Raw genomic sequence first — 17,518 nt, 5'->3', positions numbered from 1 at the left:
GTTCGCACCGTGAAGGACTCGTCCCTGGCCGAGGGCAAGCGGGTGGTCCGGACCAAGGGTGTGGACGGCGTAAAGACGCTGACCTACCAGGGGACCACCACGGACGGTGTGCAGACGGGCAAGAAGCTGGTCAAGTCCGTCGTGACGAAGCAGCCGGTGACCGAGGTCGTCGCCGTCGGCACCAAGAAGCCGCAGGCGAATTGCGACCCGAACTACAGCCCCTGCGTCCCGATCGCCAGCGACGTCGACTGTTTGCCCGGCAGTGGCAACGGCCCCGCCTACGTCCGTGGCACTGTCAAGGTCATCGGCACCGACATCTACGACCTGGACCGCGACAACGACGGCTACGGCTGCGACTGATCCCGCGCGGCGGTCACGTCACCCGCGGAGTGGATGACTGGGTTTAGAGCGTGATACCTCTGAGTCATATTTATGCCTCAGAGGTATCACGCTCTCCAGCCTGAATGCCCCCCGGCGCCCACGCCCCAGCCGTGCCGGCGTCGGTGTCAGGCGGCTAGGTGGGAGCGGATGAGGAAGCGGAGGCCGTCGGGGGCCTCCAGGGAGAAGCCGCTGCCTCGGCCGGGGACCACGTCGACGGTCAGGCGGGTGTGCTTCCACAGCTCCCATTGGGACTTCGACATCCAGAACTCGACCGGCTCGGACACTCCGTCGACCGCGAGCGAGGCGAGCAGCACGTCGGACGAGCCGGTGCGGAACTCGCCCGCCGGGTAGCACATCGGGGCGCTGCCGTCGCAGCAGCCGCCGGACTGGTGGAACATCAGTGGTCCGTGCCGCTCCCGCAGCGACCGGATCAGGTCGGCCGCTGCGGGAGTCACGGAGACGAGGTTCATCAGAAGAAGCCGAGCTTCTGGGTGGAGTAGCTGACCAGCAGGTTCTTGGTCTGCTGGTAGTGCTCCAGCATCATCTTGTGGTTCTCCCGGCCGATGCCGGACTGCTTGTACCCGCCGAACGCGGCGTGCGCCGGGTACGCGTGGTAGCAGTTGGTCCACACCCGGCCGGCCTGGATGGCCCGCCCAGCCCGGTACGCGGTGTTCATGTCCCGGGTCCAGACGCCCGCGCCCAGCCCGTACAGGGTGTCGTTGGCGGTCTTGACGGCGTCGTCGAGGTCGGCGAAGGAGGTCACCGATACCACCGGGCCGAAGATCTCCTCCTGGAAGATCCGCATCGAGTTGTCGCCCTCGAAGATGGTCGGCTCGACGTAGTACCCACCGGACAACTCGCCGCCCAGGTCCGCGCGGGACCCGCCGGTGAGCACCTTGGCGCCCTCCTGCCGACCGATGTCCAGGTAGGACAGGATCTTCTCCAACTGGTCGTTGGATGCCTGCGCCCCGATCATCGTGTCGGTGTCCAGCGGGTGCCCGGCGACGATCGCCTGCGTGCGCTCGACGGCCGCGGCGAGGAAGTCGCTGTAGTGGCCCTGCTGGATCAGCGCCCGCGACGGGCAGGTGCAGACCTCACCCTGGTTGAGCGCGAACATGGTGAAGCCTTCGAGCGCCTTGTCGAAGAAGTCGTCGCGGGACGCGCTGACGTCGTCGAAGAAGATGTTCGGGCTCTTGCCACCCAGCTCCAGGGTGACCGGCTTGATGTTCTCACTGGCGTACTGCATGATCAGCCGCCCGGTGGTGGTCTCGCCGGTGAACGCCACCTTGGCCACCCGGGACGAGGACGCCAGCGGCTTGCCGGCCTCCACGCCGAAGCCGTTGACGATGTTGAGCACGCCCGGCGGCAGCAGGTCCGCCACCAGCGACAGCCAGTAGTGGATGGACGCCGGGGTCTGCTCGGCTGGCTTGAGCACCACGGCGTTGCCGGCGGCCAGCGCGGGTGCCAGTTTCCAGGTCGCCATCAGGATCGGGAAGTTCCACGGGATGATCTGCCCGACCACGCCGAGCGGCTCGTGGAAGTGGTAGGCCACCGTGTCGTCGTCGAGCTCGCCGAGCGAGCCCTCCTGGGCCCGGATGGCCCCGGCGAAGTAGCGGAAGTGGTCGATGGCGAGCGGGATGTCGGCCGCCAGCGTCTCCCGGACCGGCTTGCCGTTCTCCCAGCTCTCGGCGATGGCCAGCGATTCCAGGTTCTCCTGCATCCGGTCGGCGATCCGGTTGAGGATCAGTGCCCGCTCAGCCACCGAGGTGCGGCCCCAGGCGTCGGCCGCGCCGTGCGCGGCGTCCAGGGCCTTCTCCACGTCCGGGGCGGTGCCTCGGGCCACCTCGGTAAAGGTCTGCCCGGTGACCGGGGTGGGGTTCTCGAAGTAGGCGCCGCCGTGCGGCTTGACGTACTCGCCGCCGATGAAGTGGTCGTACCGGGACTGCCAGTGGGTGGGCGCGTCGTAGCGCGTCATGGTTACCTCCGCCGTCGTTGTGCGGGTGTGCCGACGGCGACGTTAGTTTCAGGAACGTTGCAGCCACGTTGCGCGCGGTAGGTCGTACTCCCCGGCGAGCTGGTCGATGCGGGCGAGGGCGAGCGGCCGGCGCGGCGCGCCCACCGGCAACGCCCGCGCCAGGGCCTGCCAGGCGGTCAGGTCGTCGGCGCCGGCGGGCGTCGCGGTCCAGGCCGCGAGCAGCGACGGGTCCGTGGCGGCCAGCACGGCCGCGCGGAGCTGGCCGTCGATCAGCCGGCGCAGTCGGGTCACTCCCGGTGCGTCCGAGCCGGGCAGCAACGGCCCGGGGTACGCGTCGAGCGCGCCCGCCGGATCGCCCTGCTCCAGCCGGTCGGCGACGGTGGTGAAGTCGGCCCGGACGGTGCCGCGCAGCCGGTACGGGCGCGAATCGAGCAGTTCGGGGCCGAGCACCCGGCGCAGCCGGGACAGCTCAGCGCGCAGAGTCACCGGGTGCAGCCGGTCGTCGCCGTACAGGTCGAGGCCGAGCTGTTCGCCGGTGCGCCCCTCGGGATGGTGGAGCAGCAGTACCAGCAGCTCGCTGTGCCGCCGGCCGAGCCGGATGCGCCGTCCGTCGACCCGCAGCTCCGCTTCGTCTCGGCCGAGTGCGGTCACGATGGCGACGCCGGGCTCCACCGGACGGTCGGCGGCCAGCTGTGCCTCGGCGGCCCGGGCGGTGGCCCGGACCAGCGCCAGGCTGTGCGGGTTGGCCAGGTGGTCGCCGCCGGTGATGTCGACCGCGCCGAGCAGCCGCCCGGTGACCGGGTCGTGGATCGGCGCGGCGGCGCAGGTCCAGCGCTGCACCGGCCGGCTGAAGTGCTCGGTGGCGAAGATCTGCACGCTGTGGTCGACGGCCAGCGCGGTGCCGGGGGCGTTGGTCCCGGCGTGCGTCTCGTCCCAGCGGGCGCCGGGCACGAAGTTCATCCGCTCGGCGTGCCGGAGCACCCCCGGATGTCCCTCCACCCAGAGCAGCCGCCCGTACGCGTCGCACACCGCCATCAGGTGCGCGCCGTCCTGCGCGATGCCGCCGAGCAGGTCCCGGAAGAGTGGCAGCACCCGGGCCAGCGGGTGGGCGGCCCGGTAGGCGGCCAGTGCGTCGTCGACCAGGTCGACCGGCGGGGTGGCCTCCGGGTCGAGTCGCGCCGAGCGTTCCCACGAGCGGCGTACCACCTCCCGCACCCGGTGCGGTGCGGCGCCGGCGGTGAGGAACGCCTCGTGGGCGGCGCCGACCTGCGCGATCCGCTCTGCCGGATCGACGCCGAACTCCAGGGCGAGCCACGGGTCAGCCATCGGGCGACCTCCTCGGCCCCCATCGTGACGCAGCTCACCCCTGATCGCCAACCACCGGGACCCCGAGGGTGGAAAGGGCCGACGAACCTGGCCGTTTCGGGGATCGGTGCGCGTGCCGGCTGAACGGTAGGGCGCTCCCGTCCGTACCAGGCGGTGAAGGACACACCGAGGACGGGAGTGACGGCGATGAGGGTGCAGCGCAGGCACGTGCTGGCGGCGACCGTGGCGGTGCTCGCCGCGGCGGGAGTGGCGGTGGGGACTGGCTTCGGGTTCGCCGGCACCGCCCCGACGGGACAGTCCGCCTGCTCGGGCTCGGTCACCTTCTCGGCGGAGGGCGGTGCACCGGCGGCGACCAGCGACCGGTTCCCAGTGGGTACCCGGCTGCGGGTGACCAATCTGGACAACAACCGGGCGGCCACGGTGACGGTGACCGGCCCGTCGGGCAGTTGTGTGCTGCTCAACGCCGCAGCCATGGAGCTGGTCCGGGAGCCGGGGAAGAACGTGATCCGCCGCAACGTGGTGGAACGCCTGGACGGCGCCGCCGCGCCGCCCGCCGGGCAGCCGGCCGCCGGCGCGGTACGTCCCGGCGCCGCATCGCCCGGCGCGCCCGGTCCGGCGCCCCGCTCGGCCTGCCAGGGCTCGATCACCTTCTTCGCCGAGGGCGGGGCTCCCGCGGCGACCAGTGGCCAGTTCCCGATGGGCACCCGGCTGCGGGTCACCAACCTGGACAACAACCGGGTGACCACGGTGACGGTGACCGGCCCGTCGGGCAGTTGCGTGCTGCTCAACTCCGCCGCCATGGATCAGATCCGCGAGCCGGGCAAGAACCTGGTCCGCCGCAACACCGTCGAGGTGCTGCGCTGACGTTGCCGGGTTCGGAAGGGCACCTTCTTGGGAAGGTGCCCTTCCTGCACTCAGCCGAAGGCGGCGTCGAGGATGTCGGCGCCCCGGGTGAGGTGCGCGTCGGAGATCACCAGCGGTGGCAGGAAACGCAGCACGTTGCCGTACGTGCCGCAGGTCAGGGTGAGCAGGCCGGCGGCGTGACAGGCGGCCGAGACCGCCGCCGTGCTGGCCGGGTCGGGGATGAGCGTGCCGGGCTGCACCAGTTCCACGGCGAGCATCGCGCCCCGCCCGCGTACCTCGGCGATCCGGGGGTCCCGCTCGGCGATGGCCCGTAGCCGGGGGGTCAGCACCGCCTCGATCCGGCGGGCCGCGCCGGCCAGGTCCAGCTCGTGCATGGTCTCGATGGTGGCCAGCGCGGCGGCGCAGGCGATCGGGTTGCCGCCGTAGGTGCCGCCGAGCCCGCCGACGTGCACGGCGTCCATCAGCTCGGCCCTACCGGTGACCGCCGCCAGCGGCAGGCCGCCGGCGATGCCCTTGGCCAGGGTGACCAGGTCGGGTTCGACGCCCTCGTGCTGGCAGGCGAACCAGTCCCCGGTGCGACAGAAGCCGGTCTGGATCTCGTCGGCCACGAAGACCACCCCGGCCGCTGTGGCCCAGGCCCGCAGCGCCGGCAGGAAACCCGGCGCGGGCACCACGAAACCGCCCTCACCCTGGATCGGCTCGATCAGCAGTGCGGCGACGTTCTCCGCGCCGACCTGCTTCTCGATCATCTCGACCGCCCGGGCAGCAGCCTCCGCGCCGGACAGCCCGCCGTCGCGCAGCGGGTACGACATCGGCACCCGGTAGATCTCCCCGGCGAACGGCCCGAACCGGTGCTTGTACGGCATGTTCTTCGCGGTCAACGCCATGGTCAGGTTCGTCCGGCCGTGGTACGCGTGGTCGAAGACCACCACCGCCGGTCGGCCGGTGGCGTGCCGGGCGATCTTCACGGCGTTCTCCACCGCCTCGGCGCCGGAGTTGAACAGCGCCGAGCGCTTCTCGAACCCGCCCGGCGTCAGCGCGTTGAGCTGCTCGCACACCGCCACGTACGACTCGTACGGTGCGACCATGAAGCAGGTGTGGGTGAACCGCTCGACCTGCGCCCGTACCGCCTCGACGACCTTCGGTGCGGAGTTGCCGACGCTGGTCACCGCGATGCCTGCGGCGAAGTCGATCCACTCCCGGCCGTCGACGTCGGTGATCGTTCCGCCGGCGGCTCTGTCCACGTAGGACGGCACGACACTGCTGACGCCCCGGGCGACCGCCGCGCCGCGTCGCTTGTGCAACTCGTCAGATGTGGTCACCGGTGTCAGCCTTCGATGTTGTGCATGACGTGCTTGATCCGGGTGTAGTCCTCCAGGCTGTAGACCGACAGGTCCTTGCCGTGCCCGGAGTGCTTGAAGCCGCCGTGCGGCATCTCGGAGACGAACGGGATGTGCGTGTTCACCCAGACGCAGCCGAAGTCCAGCCGCCGGGTCATCCGCATCGCCCGCCCGTGGTCCTTCGTCCAGACCGAGGCGGACAGGCCGTAGTCGACGCCGTTGGCCCAGCGCACCGCCTCGTCCTCGTCGGAGAAGCGCTGCACGGTGATGACCGGCCCGAACACCTCGTCCTGGATGATCTCGTCGGCCTGGCGCAGCCCGGAGACCACGGTCGGCGCGTAGAAGTAGCCGCGCTCGCCCTGCCGGGACCCGCCGCTCTGGATCGCCGCGTGGTCCGGCAGCCGGTCGACGAAACCGCTGACCCGGGCGAGCTGGTTGGCGTTGTTCAGCGGGCCGTAGAGCACGTCGGCGTCGTCCGGGGCACCGGTCTTCGTGTTGCGCGCCTGCTCGGCGAGCGCCGCCACGAAGTCGTCGTGGATGCCCGGGCCGGCCAGCACGCGGGTGGCGGCCGTGCAGTCCTGCCCGGCGTTGAAGTAGCCGCCCATCGCGATGGCCTCGGCTGCCGCCGCCACGTCCGCGTCATCGAAGATCACTACCGGGGCCTTGCCGCCCAACTCCAGGTGGGTCCGCTTCAGGTCGGGGGCCGCTGCGGCGGCGACCTCCATGCCCGCACGGGTCGAGCCGGTGATCGAGACCAGCTGCGGGGTCGGGTGCGAGACGAGGGTACGACCGGTGTCCCGGTCGCCGCAGACCACGTTGAAGACGCCCGGCGGGAAGAACTCGGCGGCGATCTCCGCGAGCAGCAGCGTCGACACCGGTGTGGTGTCCGACGGCTTGAGCACCACCGTGTTGCCGGCGGCGAGCGCCGGGGCGATCTTCCAGACGGCCATCATGAGCGGGTAGTTCCACGGGGTGACCTGGGCGCAGACGCCGATCGGCTCGCGCCGCACGTACGAGGTGTGCCCTGCCAGGTACTCCCCGGCGGACCGCCCCTCCAGCAGCCGGGCGGCGCCGGCGAAGAAGCGGAACTGGTCCACCGCCGGCGGCAGCTCCTCCTCGGCGGTGAGCTGGCGCGGCTTGCCGGTGTTGCGGACCTCGGCGTCGACCAACTCGGCCGCTCGGGCCTCCACCGCGTCGGCGAGCTTGAGCATGGCCCTCTGCCGCTCGGCCGGGGTGACCTCCCGCCAACTCTCGAACGCGGTGGCGGCGGCGGTCATGGCCGCGTCCACGTCGGCGGCGCCGGAGACCGGGGCCTGGGCGAACACCTCACCGGTGCAGGGGTCGATCAGGTCGGCGTAGCCACCGTCGGCCGGTTCGACGTAGGAGCCGTTGACGAAGTTGCGCAGCTGCTGCTGGTCACTCATGACTGGATCTCTCCGAGGGGGCCGGGGGTGCGCTTCTGCGGCGGTTATCGCAATCCGTCTGCCATCTTGGCTACTGAATTCGCGGCAGACAAGGGTTCCGGCGACTGTTTCCGTCGGCTCCTTCCTCGTCTACGCTGCTCGGCGTGGAGTCCGCAGCCTTCTTCGTCGCCTCCCGCCCCGCCCACGGCGAGGGGGAGCTGACCGTCCACCACCCGTACGACGGTCGCCCGGTGGGGCGTACCACGCTGGCCACCGCCGACCAGGTCGAGGCCGCCGTCGCCGCGGCGGCCGGAGTGGCCGCGCAGGCCGCGGCCCTGCCCGCGCACGCCCGCGCGGCGGCCCTGGACCACGTGTCCCGGCGGCTCGCCGAACGCGCCGAGGAGGTCGCGGCGCTGATCACCGCCGAGAACGGCAAGCCGGTGAAATGGGCCCGAGCCGAGGTCGGACGGGCGGTGTCCACCTTCCGGTGGGCCGCCGAGGAGGCCCGACGCTTCTCCGGGGAACTGCAACGACTCGACACCGACCCGGCCGCCAGCGGGCGGATCGCGCTGGTCCGGCGGGTGCCGAAGGGGCCGGTGCTGGGCATCGCGCCGTTCAACTTCCCGCTCAACCTGGTCGCGCACAAGGTGGCACCAGCCATCGCGGTCGGCGCGCCGATCATCGTCAAGCCGGCCCCGGCGACCCCGCTGTCCGCGCTGCTGCTCGGCGAGTTGCTGGCCGAGACAGAGCTGCCCGCCGGGATGTTCTCGGTCCTGCCGCTGCCGAACTCCCGTGCCGCCGAACTGGTCACCGACCCCCGGCTGCCGGTGGTGTCGTTCACCGGATCCGGGCCGGTCGGCGCGGTCATCCGTCGCCAGGTGCCGGAGAAGCACGTGACGCTGGAGCTGGGCGGCAACGCGGCGGCGGTGATCTGCGCGGACTGGACGTCGGACGAGGACCTGGCCTTCGCCGCGCAGCGCATCGCCACGTTCGCCAACTACCAGGCCGGCCAGTCGTGCATCGCCGTCCAGCGGGTGTACGTGCACCACGCGCTCTTCGCCGACTTCCTGCCCCGGCTGGTGGCGGCGGTACGCGCGCTGCGCACCGGTGACCCCTCCTCGGAGCTGACGGACGTGGGGCCGATGGTGTCCGAGGACGCGGCCCGCCGGGTCGAGACGTGGGTGGCCGAGGCGGTCGCGGCCGGCGCCACCGTCGAGGTGGGCGGGGCCCGTGACGGCGCCACCTACCCGCCGACCGTGCTGACCGGCGTGCCGGCGGACGCCAAGGTCGTCGCCGAGGAGGTGTTCGGGCCGGTGCTGGTGGTCGCCCCGGTCACCGACGACCAGGCCGCGTTCACCGCGGTCAACGATTCGGCGTACGGGTTGCAGGCGGGCGTGTTCACCCGGCGGCTGGACGTGGCCTTCGCCGCCGCGCGGTCCCTGGAGGTGGGCGGGCTGATCGTCGGCGACGTGCCGTCGTACCGGGCCGACCAGATGCCGTACGGCGGGGTCAAGGGCAGCGGCGTCGGCCGGGAAGGACTGCGCAGCGCGATGGACGACTACACCGAGCCGCGGGTCATGGTGCTGACCGGCCTGGCGCTCTAGCCGGCCTGCCAGGTGCCGTCGTCGCCGACCCGGGCGGGTGCACGCCCGAGCAGGAGGGTGGTCAGCGCGGCGTCGATGGAGTCACCGAGGAACCACTCGCCGGCCTGATCGAGCGCGAAGACCCGGCCGCGCTCGTCCACCGCCAGGATGCTGTCCTGCTGCTCGGTGCCGATTGGGAAGACCCGTGCGCCGAGCACCGCACCGAAGTCGGCGAGCGTGTCGGCGGTGTGCGCGATGGTGTGCGGGCGGATGTCGAAGCGGGAGATCCACACCTGCTCGCCCGGGCCACGCCGGGCACCGACCAGGCTGGGGAACGCGGTCAGCGTCTCCATGACGGCGGGAAAGACAGCGTGCCGGTGGGCCTGCCCCGGCACGGCGGTCACGTCCCGCACAGCCGCGGCGGCCATGAGTTGGTCGCCGAGGTGTGGCCGCCAGCCGGCCGCCACCAGCGCGTTGGCCACCTCCGGCGGGAAGCGGCCCGGGTCGGGGTCGGTCTCCGCCGGCGGGTACCAGGCTTCGGTGTACGCCCGAGTTGACTCGGGCAGAACGTTGGCGCGCACCAGGAAGTTGATGCACGAATCGCAGGGCCGCTCGGCGGGACCACCTGCTGGATCACCCGGCTCACGGATCCGGAAGATTTCGAACCGGGCGTCCTCCAGCAGTGCCGCAGCCTCGGCCCGACCCATCGGGGCGATGCCGTCGGCGGCTCGCCGGTGGTCGTACTCGTGCAGCACGTCGGAGACGACGATCAGCTCGGCATGACCCTCGCCGCCGCGGACCAACTCGCCAGCTGGGAGCTGGTCCAGGTAGGTGCGGATGAGCGGGTGGTGGTTCAGCGGAACGTCGCCCTTCGTGCCCTGGGCCGTCCAAATTCGACCGTCAATGGTCAGGTGCGCGGTGGTGTTCGGGGTGGCAGCCCGATGGATTTCCCGGACCAACAGGCTTGACTGATCGACGGTGCGTGCAGCGGTGGACCCGGTGGGCTGGCTGCGCCGGTACATGTCCGCCACAACGGTGCTCGGCACCCGGGGCCAGGTGGTGACCTTCCCGGTCTGTTTGTCGATGACGGTGGTCGGCAGGTCACCGGGCACTGTGCGTACCTCGGCCGGCACGACGGAGGTGATGACGTAGCCGAGATCGAACTCGTCGACCGTCGGCGTGCACTGGTAGCCGAGGCGCAGCGAATCCCGGTGGGCCCAGATGGCTGCGAGCTGCTCGGCCTGTTGACGGTCGATCACGCACCGAAACTACCGGACTACACGGATCGGTGGCACCCGGTATGGTTCGGCCTACCGACGGTGACGGGAGGAGCGGCGGTGAGCGAACGCGTGGACCGGGACGCCAATCGCGAGCTACGGGCCCGATTCGACGACGTGTACGGCCAGTACCAGCAGCTCAGGTCCGGTTTGGACAGTCTGCAGGTACGGCTCGCCGAGCTGCGGGTGACCCGGCGGTCGGCCGACGGGCAGGTGAGCGCCACCGTGGGGGCCCGGGGCGAGCTGGTTGCGGTCGAGCTGGACCCGGCCGTCTACCGGGACCGGGACGCCGAGGCGCTGAGCCGGAAGATCACCGCCACGGTCCGCGCCGCCACGGTCGCCGCCACCGCCGCCACCCGTGAGATGGTCGCCGAAACCATGCCGGCCGGCTCCGGCTCGGTGGAGTTCCTGCGCACCGGCGACTACGGCGCGCTGCTCGGCAGGGCCGACGCCGTACTCGGCCGGGGCGAGGGGTCGGCATGACCGACGGGCAGCTCTGGCTCGATCCGTCCCGGGCCCGCCGAGGCGGCGCCGACCTGGCCCTCGCCGGTGAGGCGGTGACGGCCCGCCGCGCGGCGGAAGGCGGTGAGATCGAGGCCGCCAGCCGTGCCCGACCGTGGGGCCGTGACGACATCGGCGCCGCATTCGAGCGGAGCTATCGCGGGTTCGAGCAGACCGTGTTGCGGGCCTGGGCAGGCGTCGGGCACCGGCTCACCGAGCTCGGCAGCGACGTGGTCCGCGCGGTCGACGCGAGCGTGCAGACCGACGGGACCAGCGCCGCCCGGTTCGACCGGGCCGCCGACCAGCGCTGACGGGCGGGTCCATTCCGATGAGCGTGCTGCCGAGCCCGATTCCGCACCCGCTGGACTACGCACCCTGGGATGTGCCCGGCTGGATCTACGAGGCCCTCGACCTGGTGGTCGGCGTGCAGTGGCCGGAGGGAAACGAGCGGGCCGTCTGGGACCTCGCCGACCAGTGGTACTCCGTCGCCGCCGTACTCGCCGGCCCGCACACCGACGCCGCAGCGGCCGCCGCCGAGGTCCGCAGCGGATACGGCGGCGTCGGGTCGGTCGACGCCGCGTTCGAGGCGGCCTGGCGGGGGATCGCCGAGGGCGACGACGCGCCGCTGCCGGTGCTGCTCGCGGTCACCGCCGACCTCGGCCGGTTGGTCGAGGAGTGTGGCTGCGACATCGAGGGCGCCAAACTGGAAGTCTGGATCGAGCTGGGCATCCTGGTCGTCGAGCTGCTCGCGCTCGCGGTTGCCGCGGTGCTCACCGCCGGTGCCGCATCCCCGGCGGCTGGCGCGGCGATCACCGTGACCCGGCTGCTGATCCAGCAGATCTTCAAACGGCTGATGGGCCAACTGGCCAGCAAGTCCCTCAGGCATGGCCTCAAGGAGGCCGGCGAGCGGGCAGCCAAGGAGGTCGCACGGGGTGGCGCGCGCGGGCTCGCCAAGCGAGCCACCCGTGGAGGGCTGGAGGAAGCGGCGGAGGAGGCCGGCATCAGCCTGGCGATCCAGGCGTACCAGAACTCCACCGGACGGGCGCACGGCGTGGACCTGACCGATCTGGGCGCGTCGGCGGTCGGCGGGCTCGCCGGCGGGGCCGTTGCGCCGCTTGCCGGCCTGGGCCGGCACGCGACCGGGCGCGCGGCACGGGTCGGAGAGCACCTGGGCCGGGAGATGACCGGCGAGGTGCTCGCCGAGAGCGCCGCCAGTCTGGCCACCGGCCAGGGCCTGACCTCGGTGGAGGACGCCGTCCGGGCCGCCGCGTCCGGTGCCACCGGTTCGGCGACCGGGCAGGCCGACCACGCGTTGCAAGCCCGGCTCGACGCGCAGGCCAACGCCCTCGCCGGAGCTTCGCTCGTCGGCCCTTCGATCCCATCGGTCGGTTCCTCCCCGGTGACCTCGTCCGGGATGGCCTCGCCTGCGGTGGTTCCGGGGATACCCGCGCAGGCGTCGGCGGTGGCCGGGGCGGACGTCATCGCGTCGCCGGTGTCGCCCGACCACGCGGCGCCCCTGCGCGGTGAGCTGCCGACGTATTCGGGCTCGGGTTTGTCGCACGGGGCCGAACCGCCGCAATCCACGTCCTTGGACGTGAACGGTTCTTCGTCGCTGGCCGTCGTCGGCGTGTCCGAGGTTGACGACAGCCCTCCGGGGTCCTCACTCGATGGCGTGCCGTCGTCAGACAGGCCGGGTGACGGGACGAGGGTGCCTTCGACGGAGTGGTCGGCTGCATCGCGGGCGGTCGCGGCCGATCCGACGCTCTCCCCGGCCGTCGCTGATCCCACGCTCTCCTCGGTCGCTGCGCCCGTGGCCGGTCCTCTCGATCCCGCCACCGGGCCGGCAGCCGGTGTCGCGGCAGGCAACCCGGTCAGCGCGCCGCACGCCACCACCCCGAACGCGGTCGCCCCGACCGTCACCGCTCCGGGGCTGCCCGTCACCACCCCGAGCACGGTCGCCCCCACCGTCACCGCTTTGGCGCCGCCCGCCACGTTCACCGGCCCGGCGCCCAGCGTCGTGACCACGCCCGGTGCGGCGGCGGGTAGCGCGTGGGGCGGAACGACCACCGGTTCGTCGGTCAGGCCCTCGGTGGGTCGAGCCGGCCTGCCACCCCGCTTCGCGACCCGGCAGGCCCTCGCGCCGCCTGACCATCCGGCTCGCGGTAGGGCATCGGTTCCTGCGGACGTGGCGGCACTCGACGACTCGCCGCTGCCCGATTTCGAGAGCAGCGACTGGTACGCGGCCCGGTGGACGGCCGAGGCGGAAGCCGCCGAGCGGCGGCGCTACCAGGGCTACTACGAGTCGCGACGGAGCGAGTTCGAGAACAGCCGCCGGCAGGCGGAGGCTGGCCGACTGCGCGCTCTGGCCGCCGAGCACGACCGCAGGGCCGCGGAGTACGCCAACTACGCCCGGCAGCTCCGCCAAACCGATCACCCACGGTGGGCCGACGGCTGGCAACGGACCGCGAACGAGGAAATGCGGGCGTACGCCGAATGCCGTGACCTGGCCGACGCTGTGCTGGCCGGCACCACGGCGCCCCCGGTCGTGGACATCGGCGACGTGGCGTTCCGGCAGGCCAACAAGGACATGGGCGCGCTCGCCCTCGGCGCGGTGGAGACCGCTGGTCGGTCCCGGCTCACCGGCGATGATGTTCCCCCGCCGATCGACGACTCCCGGCCGTACGGGCAGCCCGGTGGGCTGCGTCCGCCGCTGGCCCTGCATCAGGTCGACGTCGAGCGGCAGATGCCCCGCGAGCCGGACGGCACGGTCGTCCGCACCGCCGACCCCCGGCGCGGCGGCTGGTTCCGGCTCCTCAACGACGGTGGTCCCGAGGCCGACGCCACCCGCGGCATCAACTGCCTGGACTGCACCCTGTCGTTGTTCGAGACGTGGGTGCACGGCCGACCACGGGTGTCGGCGCCGCGTACGTTCGACGGCTACCTGGACGGTGACATCCGGCGCCCGATCCGGGGCGAGGCGGGCGGCCCGGGCCGGGTGGAGGACGCGACGGGCGGACGCTTCCAGCAGCTTCTCGCCCCGCCCGGCGGCCAGCGGTCGCACCCCGCGCAGGCACGGCGGGCCGCCGACCGGGGCTACGCCAACCTGCACGACCAACTGCTGCTGGGAGGCCACGGCAGCTACGCGTTCCTGGTCACCGACTGGCCGAACGGTGGCTCGCACGCCTGGGTGGCGCTCAACCAGAACGGCACGGTGCTCTACGTCGACCCGCAGACCGGCCTCGTCCGGGACCGGCCGTTGTACCCCCACGTGGTCGGCATCGACGCGCTGGTGCTGGATGGGAGCGGCCGGCCGATGCCCCTCGGTGGGCTACCCCGCGGGCGGTTCAGCGAGCGTCCCGACCTGCCGGACCACCCGCCGACGCTCGACGACGGCGGCCACGGCGACCCGTACATCAACCGGATGTACCTGCTACTGGACGGCCCAGGCTCAGCGGACTCGGCCGCATCGTCGGGAGCCGCGCCACCGCCTCGACCGGCGGATGGGAGCCAGGCACCCGGGGCTGCGCCGACGGAACCGGACCCGACCCGGGCCGTCCTGCTGAGTAGCGCCGGGTTGGATCAGGTCTTCGCGGCCGGGGTCAGCCCGGGCGAGTTCGCGTCGGCGGTGGATGCCCCGACCCTTCGCCGCCTCGTGCCCGAGCTCGACGAGGCGGCGGCGCAGGATGTGGCGCGGCTGTTCGCCGACGCCCGGGTCCGCGACATGCTGGACAGCGCGGAGCGGGAGCCGCCCCGGAACGAACCGGACCTGGCCGAGTCACTGGTCCGGCAGCTGGCACAGCAGCCGGATCTGGCGCGGATGATCCTGACCACGCCGGAGCTCGCGAACTCCCTGACGGCCCGTCCGTTGACACTGCATCACCTGGCGAGCCATCAACAGGCTCTCGACGTCCTCGGTGAAGTGCTCGACGACGTCGCCCAGCAGGAGGCGGTGGGATTGCCGTCCGCCGCCAACAGGGGGGTGGGCCAACCCGAAGCGACTCCTCTCAAGGATCAGCAGCGGCAGGTCAGCGCGAGTATCCAGTTGCCAGATGACCCGGCGATCCAGCCAGGATTCGACAAGCGTCGTCAAGCCGACCGGTCTTACCGGCAGCACTACCTCGACGACCTCTACGTGGCGGCGGCTGTTGCCCAGGCGGAGCTGAATCAGTTGGCTGTGTCCCTTGCTCAGGTCGGTGATCTTCGTGTTGGTGAGCCCGGCTGGCGTCTTCAGCCCAAGGATCGTCGTCGGACCGAGGACAAGTTGGACAAGTACCAGGGCGACGCGTCCAAGTTGCGCGATCTGGCCGCCGCGAAGGTCGAGTTTCGCTGCCTCGATGACCTCTACGCGGCGCTCACGCGGATACGCGACCATCCCGGCGTCGTGATCGTGAGTTGCGATGACCGCTTCGTATCCCCCATGGACAGCGGCTACCGGGACGTGCAGCTCGTGTTGCAGATGGGGAATGGCCACTTGGCTGAATTCCGGCTGCACCTGGCGGCGCTCGACGAGGTCGCAGTTTGGGAGCATGTGCTCTATGAGGTGCGACGCGACATTGAAGCCCTCGCTCAAGCGGAGGGTCGAGCCTTGACGCTGCGAGAGCGATCGATCACAGGAGGCGTCCGCCGTCGCGAGCAACAATTGTTCTGGCAGGCGCTGCAGTCAACCTTCGAGGAGAACGCCTAGTGTCCGAAGGTCTTTCGCTTCCCTCCTACTATCTCTATTACCAATCCCCAGTAAAGATCGTGGAGACCCCGGACGGTGGCGCGCGGGTATGGCGAGTCTCCATCGATACAGGTGGCTGGCAGGAGAAGAACGACATTTTTGTGGAAATCACGCTCGGTGTCGGGGGCGAGATTTTCCGGCGCACGCCCGAAGACTTCGTGCAGGAGGTGGAGCGTTTTAGAGCTCACTATCTCGAGGGCGACGGACCAATCTTCGCCCTCTACGAGACGGTGCAAGCGCTCAAGGATGCGGCGAAGGCCGAAGGACGTCACCTCACGCTGAAAGAGCAGGCTGTTATCCGGGGGATTCGCCAGCGGACGTTCGTGATGTTCGAGGAGCAGCTACGCGCCGACGGCGATCCAGGCGCCGATCCCGAGTTGCTGGCCGGGCAGCCGAGGTGACGCGCATGGACGACTCAGACGCCGACCACAGCGCCGAGGCGAAGACCTCCGACAGCGAGCCCATCCGGGTCTTCGGCTGGTCGGACATGTTCGTTCATCGCGACGACGACCCGCGTTCGGGCGGCAACTTCGTCGACGAGCGGAGCATCCTCGTCGAATTCCTGCGCAACCAGCGGCTCACTCTAGAGCTCAAATGTGCCGGCCTGGACGCCGAGCAGCTGGCGCGGCGTTCGGTCCCGCCGTCGACGATGTCGCTGCTCGGCCTGATCCGGCACATGGCCGAAGTGGAGCGGGGCTGGTTCCGGCGGACCATGGCCGGTCAGGATGCGCCCCAGATCTACTGCTCAAAAGACGATCCCGATGGCGACTTCGATGGCGCGCTCGCCGACCCTTCGGTGGTCGACGAGGCGCGGCGCGCCTGGCGGGCGGAGGTCGAGTTCTCCGAGCGGTTCGTGGTCGAGGCGTCCGACCTCGGGGTGCAGGGGCGGCAACGCAAGGGCAACGTCATCGTGCTGCGCGAGCTGCTGGTGCACATGATCGAGGAGTACGCGCGACACAATGGCCACGCCGATCTGTTACGCGAGCGGATCGATGGAAGGGTGGGTCAGTGATGACCGAAGGTGTGGATGCTCGGTTGACGCGGGCGCAGGAGCGCTACGAGCAGGCGGTCTTCGGCGGCGACGCGAAGCACTTGGACGAGGCGGAGCGGGACCTCACGGCGCTGGATGCGGACGCTGCTCTGGCCCGGGGCCGGCTCCTGCACGCCCGCTTCCTGGGCTCGGGTTCGGAGGATGCGGCAGAGCTGCCGCTCTTCGAGCGGGCGGCGCAGCTTTACCGCGAGTTGGGCGACGCTCGCGGCGAGGGCGAGTCGCTCTTCTGGGTCGGCACGGTCCACCAGGTGATCCGCCAGGACCAGGCGGCCGCTGACCCGGCCTTCGCCCGGGCGCGCGAGCTGGCCACCGAGGCGGGCGACGAACTGACTCTGTCGTACGTGCTTCGGCACCTCTGCTTCGGTGAGCAGGCCGCCGGTCGTGTCGACGCGGCGCGGGAGCTGCTGACGGAGTCGACCCGGCTGCGCCGGAATTTGTCCTTCACCCCGGGTGTCGCGGCGAACCTAATCGGCCTGGCGGATCTGGCGGCGAGCGGCGGCGATCGGGATGCCGCCCGGCAGCTCCTCGACGAGGCAGCGGAACTCGCGGCCGGCAGCGGCGCGTACGGCGTGGGCCAGTGGGTCGAGGAGGCTCGCGACGAGCTCAGCCTCGCCTGATCACTGGTCGTCGGCCAACGTGGGCGGCGGGAGGCACGGGCGGCGGCGCGACGCTGGGCCGCTACCTCAGGGCTCCGGAGGGGTTCGCAGCGCCGAATAACATCGGTGCATGGCGAAGTCCGACACGAAGAGCGGCAAGTCCAATGCCTGGGCGTGGCCGGCTGGCATCCTGGTCGGTCTGGCGATCGGCATTCCCTTGTTCGGCTCGACAGGCGGTGTCGCCTTCGGCGTCGCCATCGGTGTTGCCTTCGCGATCGCCTTGGGCGCCACCACAAATCGGGCCGAACGGGACAGTCTCGGCGGCGAGCCGCAAGTGGCTGCCAGCTCCACCGTCGATGGCCTCCCGATCGGACCTTCTAACCAGGACGAATCGGTCGGCGTGGCCAGCGGTGGCCCCGCCGACGGACCTCGTCGGCCGTGATCGACTCCGTTTCGCCGATGTCGGGGTATCCGGCGGGCTTGGATGCCCCGACATCG

The 17,518-nt window shown here is 71.4% G+C and carries 16 protein-coding genes; 10 read left to right on the top strand and 6 right to left on the bottom strand.

What is annotated here, in order from left to right; translation table 11 throughout:
* The first annotated feature begins 9 nt into the window (after nucleotides 1-9).
* Complete coding sequence (locus ACFY29_RS10355) at nucleotides 10-360, top strand: G5 domain-containing protein (protein ID WP_386985014.1); 351 nt, start codon at nucleotides 10-12, stop codon at nucleotides 358-360.
* 146 nt (nucleotides 361-506) lie between these two features.
* Here ACFY29_RS10355 and ACFY29_RS10350 read toward each other — a convergent pair whose 3' ends face one another.
* The 3 genes from ACFY29_RS10350 to ACFY29_RS10340 are packed head-to-tail and all read right to left on the bottom strand — an operon-like array spanning nucleotide 507 to nucleotide 3,682.
* Nucleotides 507-854: a DUF779 domain-containing protein gene (locus tag ACFY29_RS10350; RefSeq protein ID WP_355606798.1), complete on the bottom strand. Its 348-nt coding sequence runs from the start codon at nucleotides 852-854 to the stop codon at nucleotides 507-509.
* Entirely contained in the window at nucleotides 851-2,356 is a 1,506-nt protein-coding gene (gene adh, locus ACFY29_RS10345; protein WP_355606522.1) for an aldehyde dehydrogenase, read from the bottom strand. The genes ACFY29_RS10350 and adh overlap by 4 nt, the downstream gene beginning before the upstream one ends.
* A gap of 48 nt (nucleotides 2,357-2,404) precedes the next feature.
* Nucleotides 2,405-3,682, bottom strand: coding sequence for a GAF domain-containing protein (locus ACFY29_RS10340; RefSeq protein ID WP_386985012.1), 1,278 nt, complete (start codon nucleotides 3,680-3,682; stop codon nucleotides 2,405-2,407).
* Between the two features lie 186 nt (nucleotides 3,683-3,868).
* Between ACFY29_RS10340 and ACFY29_RS10335 the strand changes: the two genes are divergently transcribed.
* Nucleotides 3,869-4,546: a hypothetical protein gene (locus ACFY29_RS10335; protein WP_386985010.1), complete on the top strand. Its 678-nt coding sequence runs from the start codon at nucleotides 3,869-3,871 to the stop codon at nucleotides 4,544-4,546.
* Between the two features lie 50 nt (nucleotides 4,547-4,596).
* On the opposite strand, the gene gabT is transcribed toward ACFY29_RS10335, so the two are convergent.
* Together gabT and ACFY29_RS10325 are read right to left on the bottom strand one after the other, a co-directional pair.
* Nucleotides 4,597-5,868: a 4-aminobutyrate--2-oxoglutarate transaminase gene (gene gabT / locus ACFY29_RS10330; RefSeq protein WP_386985008.1), complete on the bottom strand. Its 1,272-nt coding sequence runs from the start codon at nucleotides 5,866-5,868 to the stop codon at nucleotides 4,597-4,599.
* A gap of 5 nt (nucleotides 5,869-5,873) precedes the next feature.
* The gene (locus tag ACFY29_RS10325; protein ID WP_386985006.1) at nucleotides 5,874-7,310 is read right to left on the bottom strand and encodes a gamma-aminobutyraldehyde dehydrogenase; all 1,437 of its coding nucleotides are present in this window, start codon (nucleotides 7,308-7,310) and stop codon (nucleotides 5,874-5,876) included.
* Between the two features lie 143 nt (nucleotides 7,311-7,453).
* On the opposite strand from ACFY29_RS10325, the gene ACFY29_RS10320 reads away from it, so the two are divergent.
* Nucleotides 7,454-8,893 (top strand): aldehyde dehydrogenase family protein, encoded by a 1,440-nt coding sequence (locus ACFY29_RS10320; RefSeq protein ID WP_386985004.1) that lies wholly within the window; start codon nucleotides 7,454-7,456, stop codon nucleotides 8,891-8,893.
* Here the strand turns inward: ACFY29_RS10320 and ACFY29_RS10315 are convergent.
* The gene (locus ACFY29_RS10315; protein ID WP_386985002.1) at nucleotides 8,890-10,131 is read right to left on the bottom strand and encodes an SUKH-3 domain-containing protein; all 1,242 of its coding nucleotides are present in this window, start codon (nucleotides 10,129-10,131) and stop codon (nucleotides 8,890-8,892) included. The two genes, ACFY29_RS10320 and ACFY29_RS10315, sit on opposite strands and share 4 nt — an antisense overlap.
* A 78-nt stretch (nucleotides 10,132-10,209) precedes the next feature.
* On the opposite strand from ACFY29_RS10315, the gene ACFY29_RS10310 reads away from it, so the two are divergent.
* The 7 genes from ACFY29_RS10310 (at nucleotide 10,210) to ACFY29_RS10280 (ending at nucleotide 17,462) form a co-directional block, all read left to right on the top strand.
* A complete protein-coding gene (locus tag ACFY29_RS10310) occupies nucleotides 10,210-10,632 on the top strand; it encodes a YbaB/EbfC family nucleoid-associated protein (RefSeq protein WP_386985000.1) in 423 nt (140 codons plus the stop codon).
* A complete protein-coding gene (locus tag ACFY29_RS10305; protein ID WP_386984998.1) occupies nucleotides 10,629-10,961 on the top strand; it encodes a hypothetical protein in 333 nt (110 codons plus the stop codon). The genes ACFY29_RS10310 and ACFY29_RS10305 overlap by 4 nt, the downstream gene beginning before the upstream one ends.
* Nucleotides 10,962-10,978: 17 nt before the next feature.
* Nucleotides 10,979-15,334 (top strand): toxin glutamine deamidase domain-containing protein, encoded by a 4,356-nt coding sequence (locus ACFY29_RS10300; protein WP_386984996.1) that lies wholly within the window; start codon nucleotides 10,979-10,981, stop codon nucleotides 15,332-15,334.
* Nucleotides 15,334-15,774 (top strand): hypothetical protein, encoded by a 441-nt coding sequence (locus ACFY29_RS10295; RefSeq protein WP_386984994.1) that lies wholly within the window; start codon nucleotides 15,334-15,336, stop codon nucleotides 15,772-15,774. Before ACFY29_RS10300 ends, ACFY29_RS10295 begins: the two co-directional genes overlap by 1 nt.
* Before the next feature lie 5 nt (nucleotides 15,775-15,779).
* Nucleotides 15,780-16,385: a DinB family protein gene (locus tag ACFY29_RS10290; protein ID WP_386984992.1), complete on the top strand. Its 606-nt coding sequence runs from the start codon at nucleotides 15,780-15,782 to the stop codon at nucleotides 16,383-16,385.
* On the top strand, nucleotides 16,385-17,041 hold the full coding sequence (locus ACFY29_RS10285) for a tetratricopeptide repeat protein (protein ID WP_386984990.1): 657 nt from the start codon (nucleotides 16,385-16,387) through the stop codon (nucleotides 17,039-17,041). Before ACFY29_RS10290 ends, ACFY29_RS10285 begins: the two co-directional genes overlap by 1 nt.
* Nucleotides 17,042-17,150: 109 nt before the next feature.
* Nucleotides 17,151-17,462 carry a hypothetical protein gene (locus tag ACFY29_RS10280; RefSeq protein WP_386984988.1) on the top strand — a complete coding sequence of 104 codons (312 nt, stop codon included), beginning with the start codon at nucleotides 17,151-17,153 and terminating at the stop codon, nucleotides 17,460-17,462.
* Nucleotides 17,463-17,518 lie beyond the last annotated feature (56 nt).

The sequence above is a fragment of the Micromonospora sp. NPDC000668 genome (assembly GCF_042897975.1).
Lineage (GTDB): Bacteria > Actinomycetota > Actinomycetes > Mycobacteriales > Micromonosporaceae > Micromonospora.
This window is presented reverse-complemented; position numbering and strand designations above follow the sequence as displayed.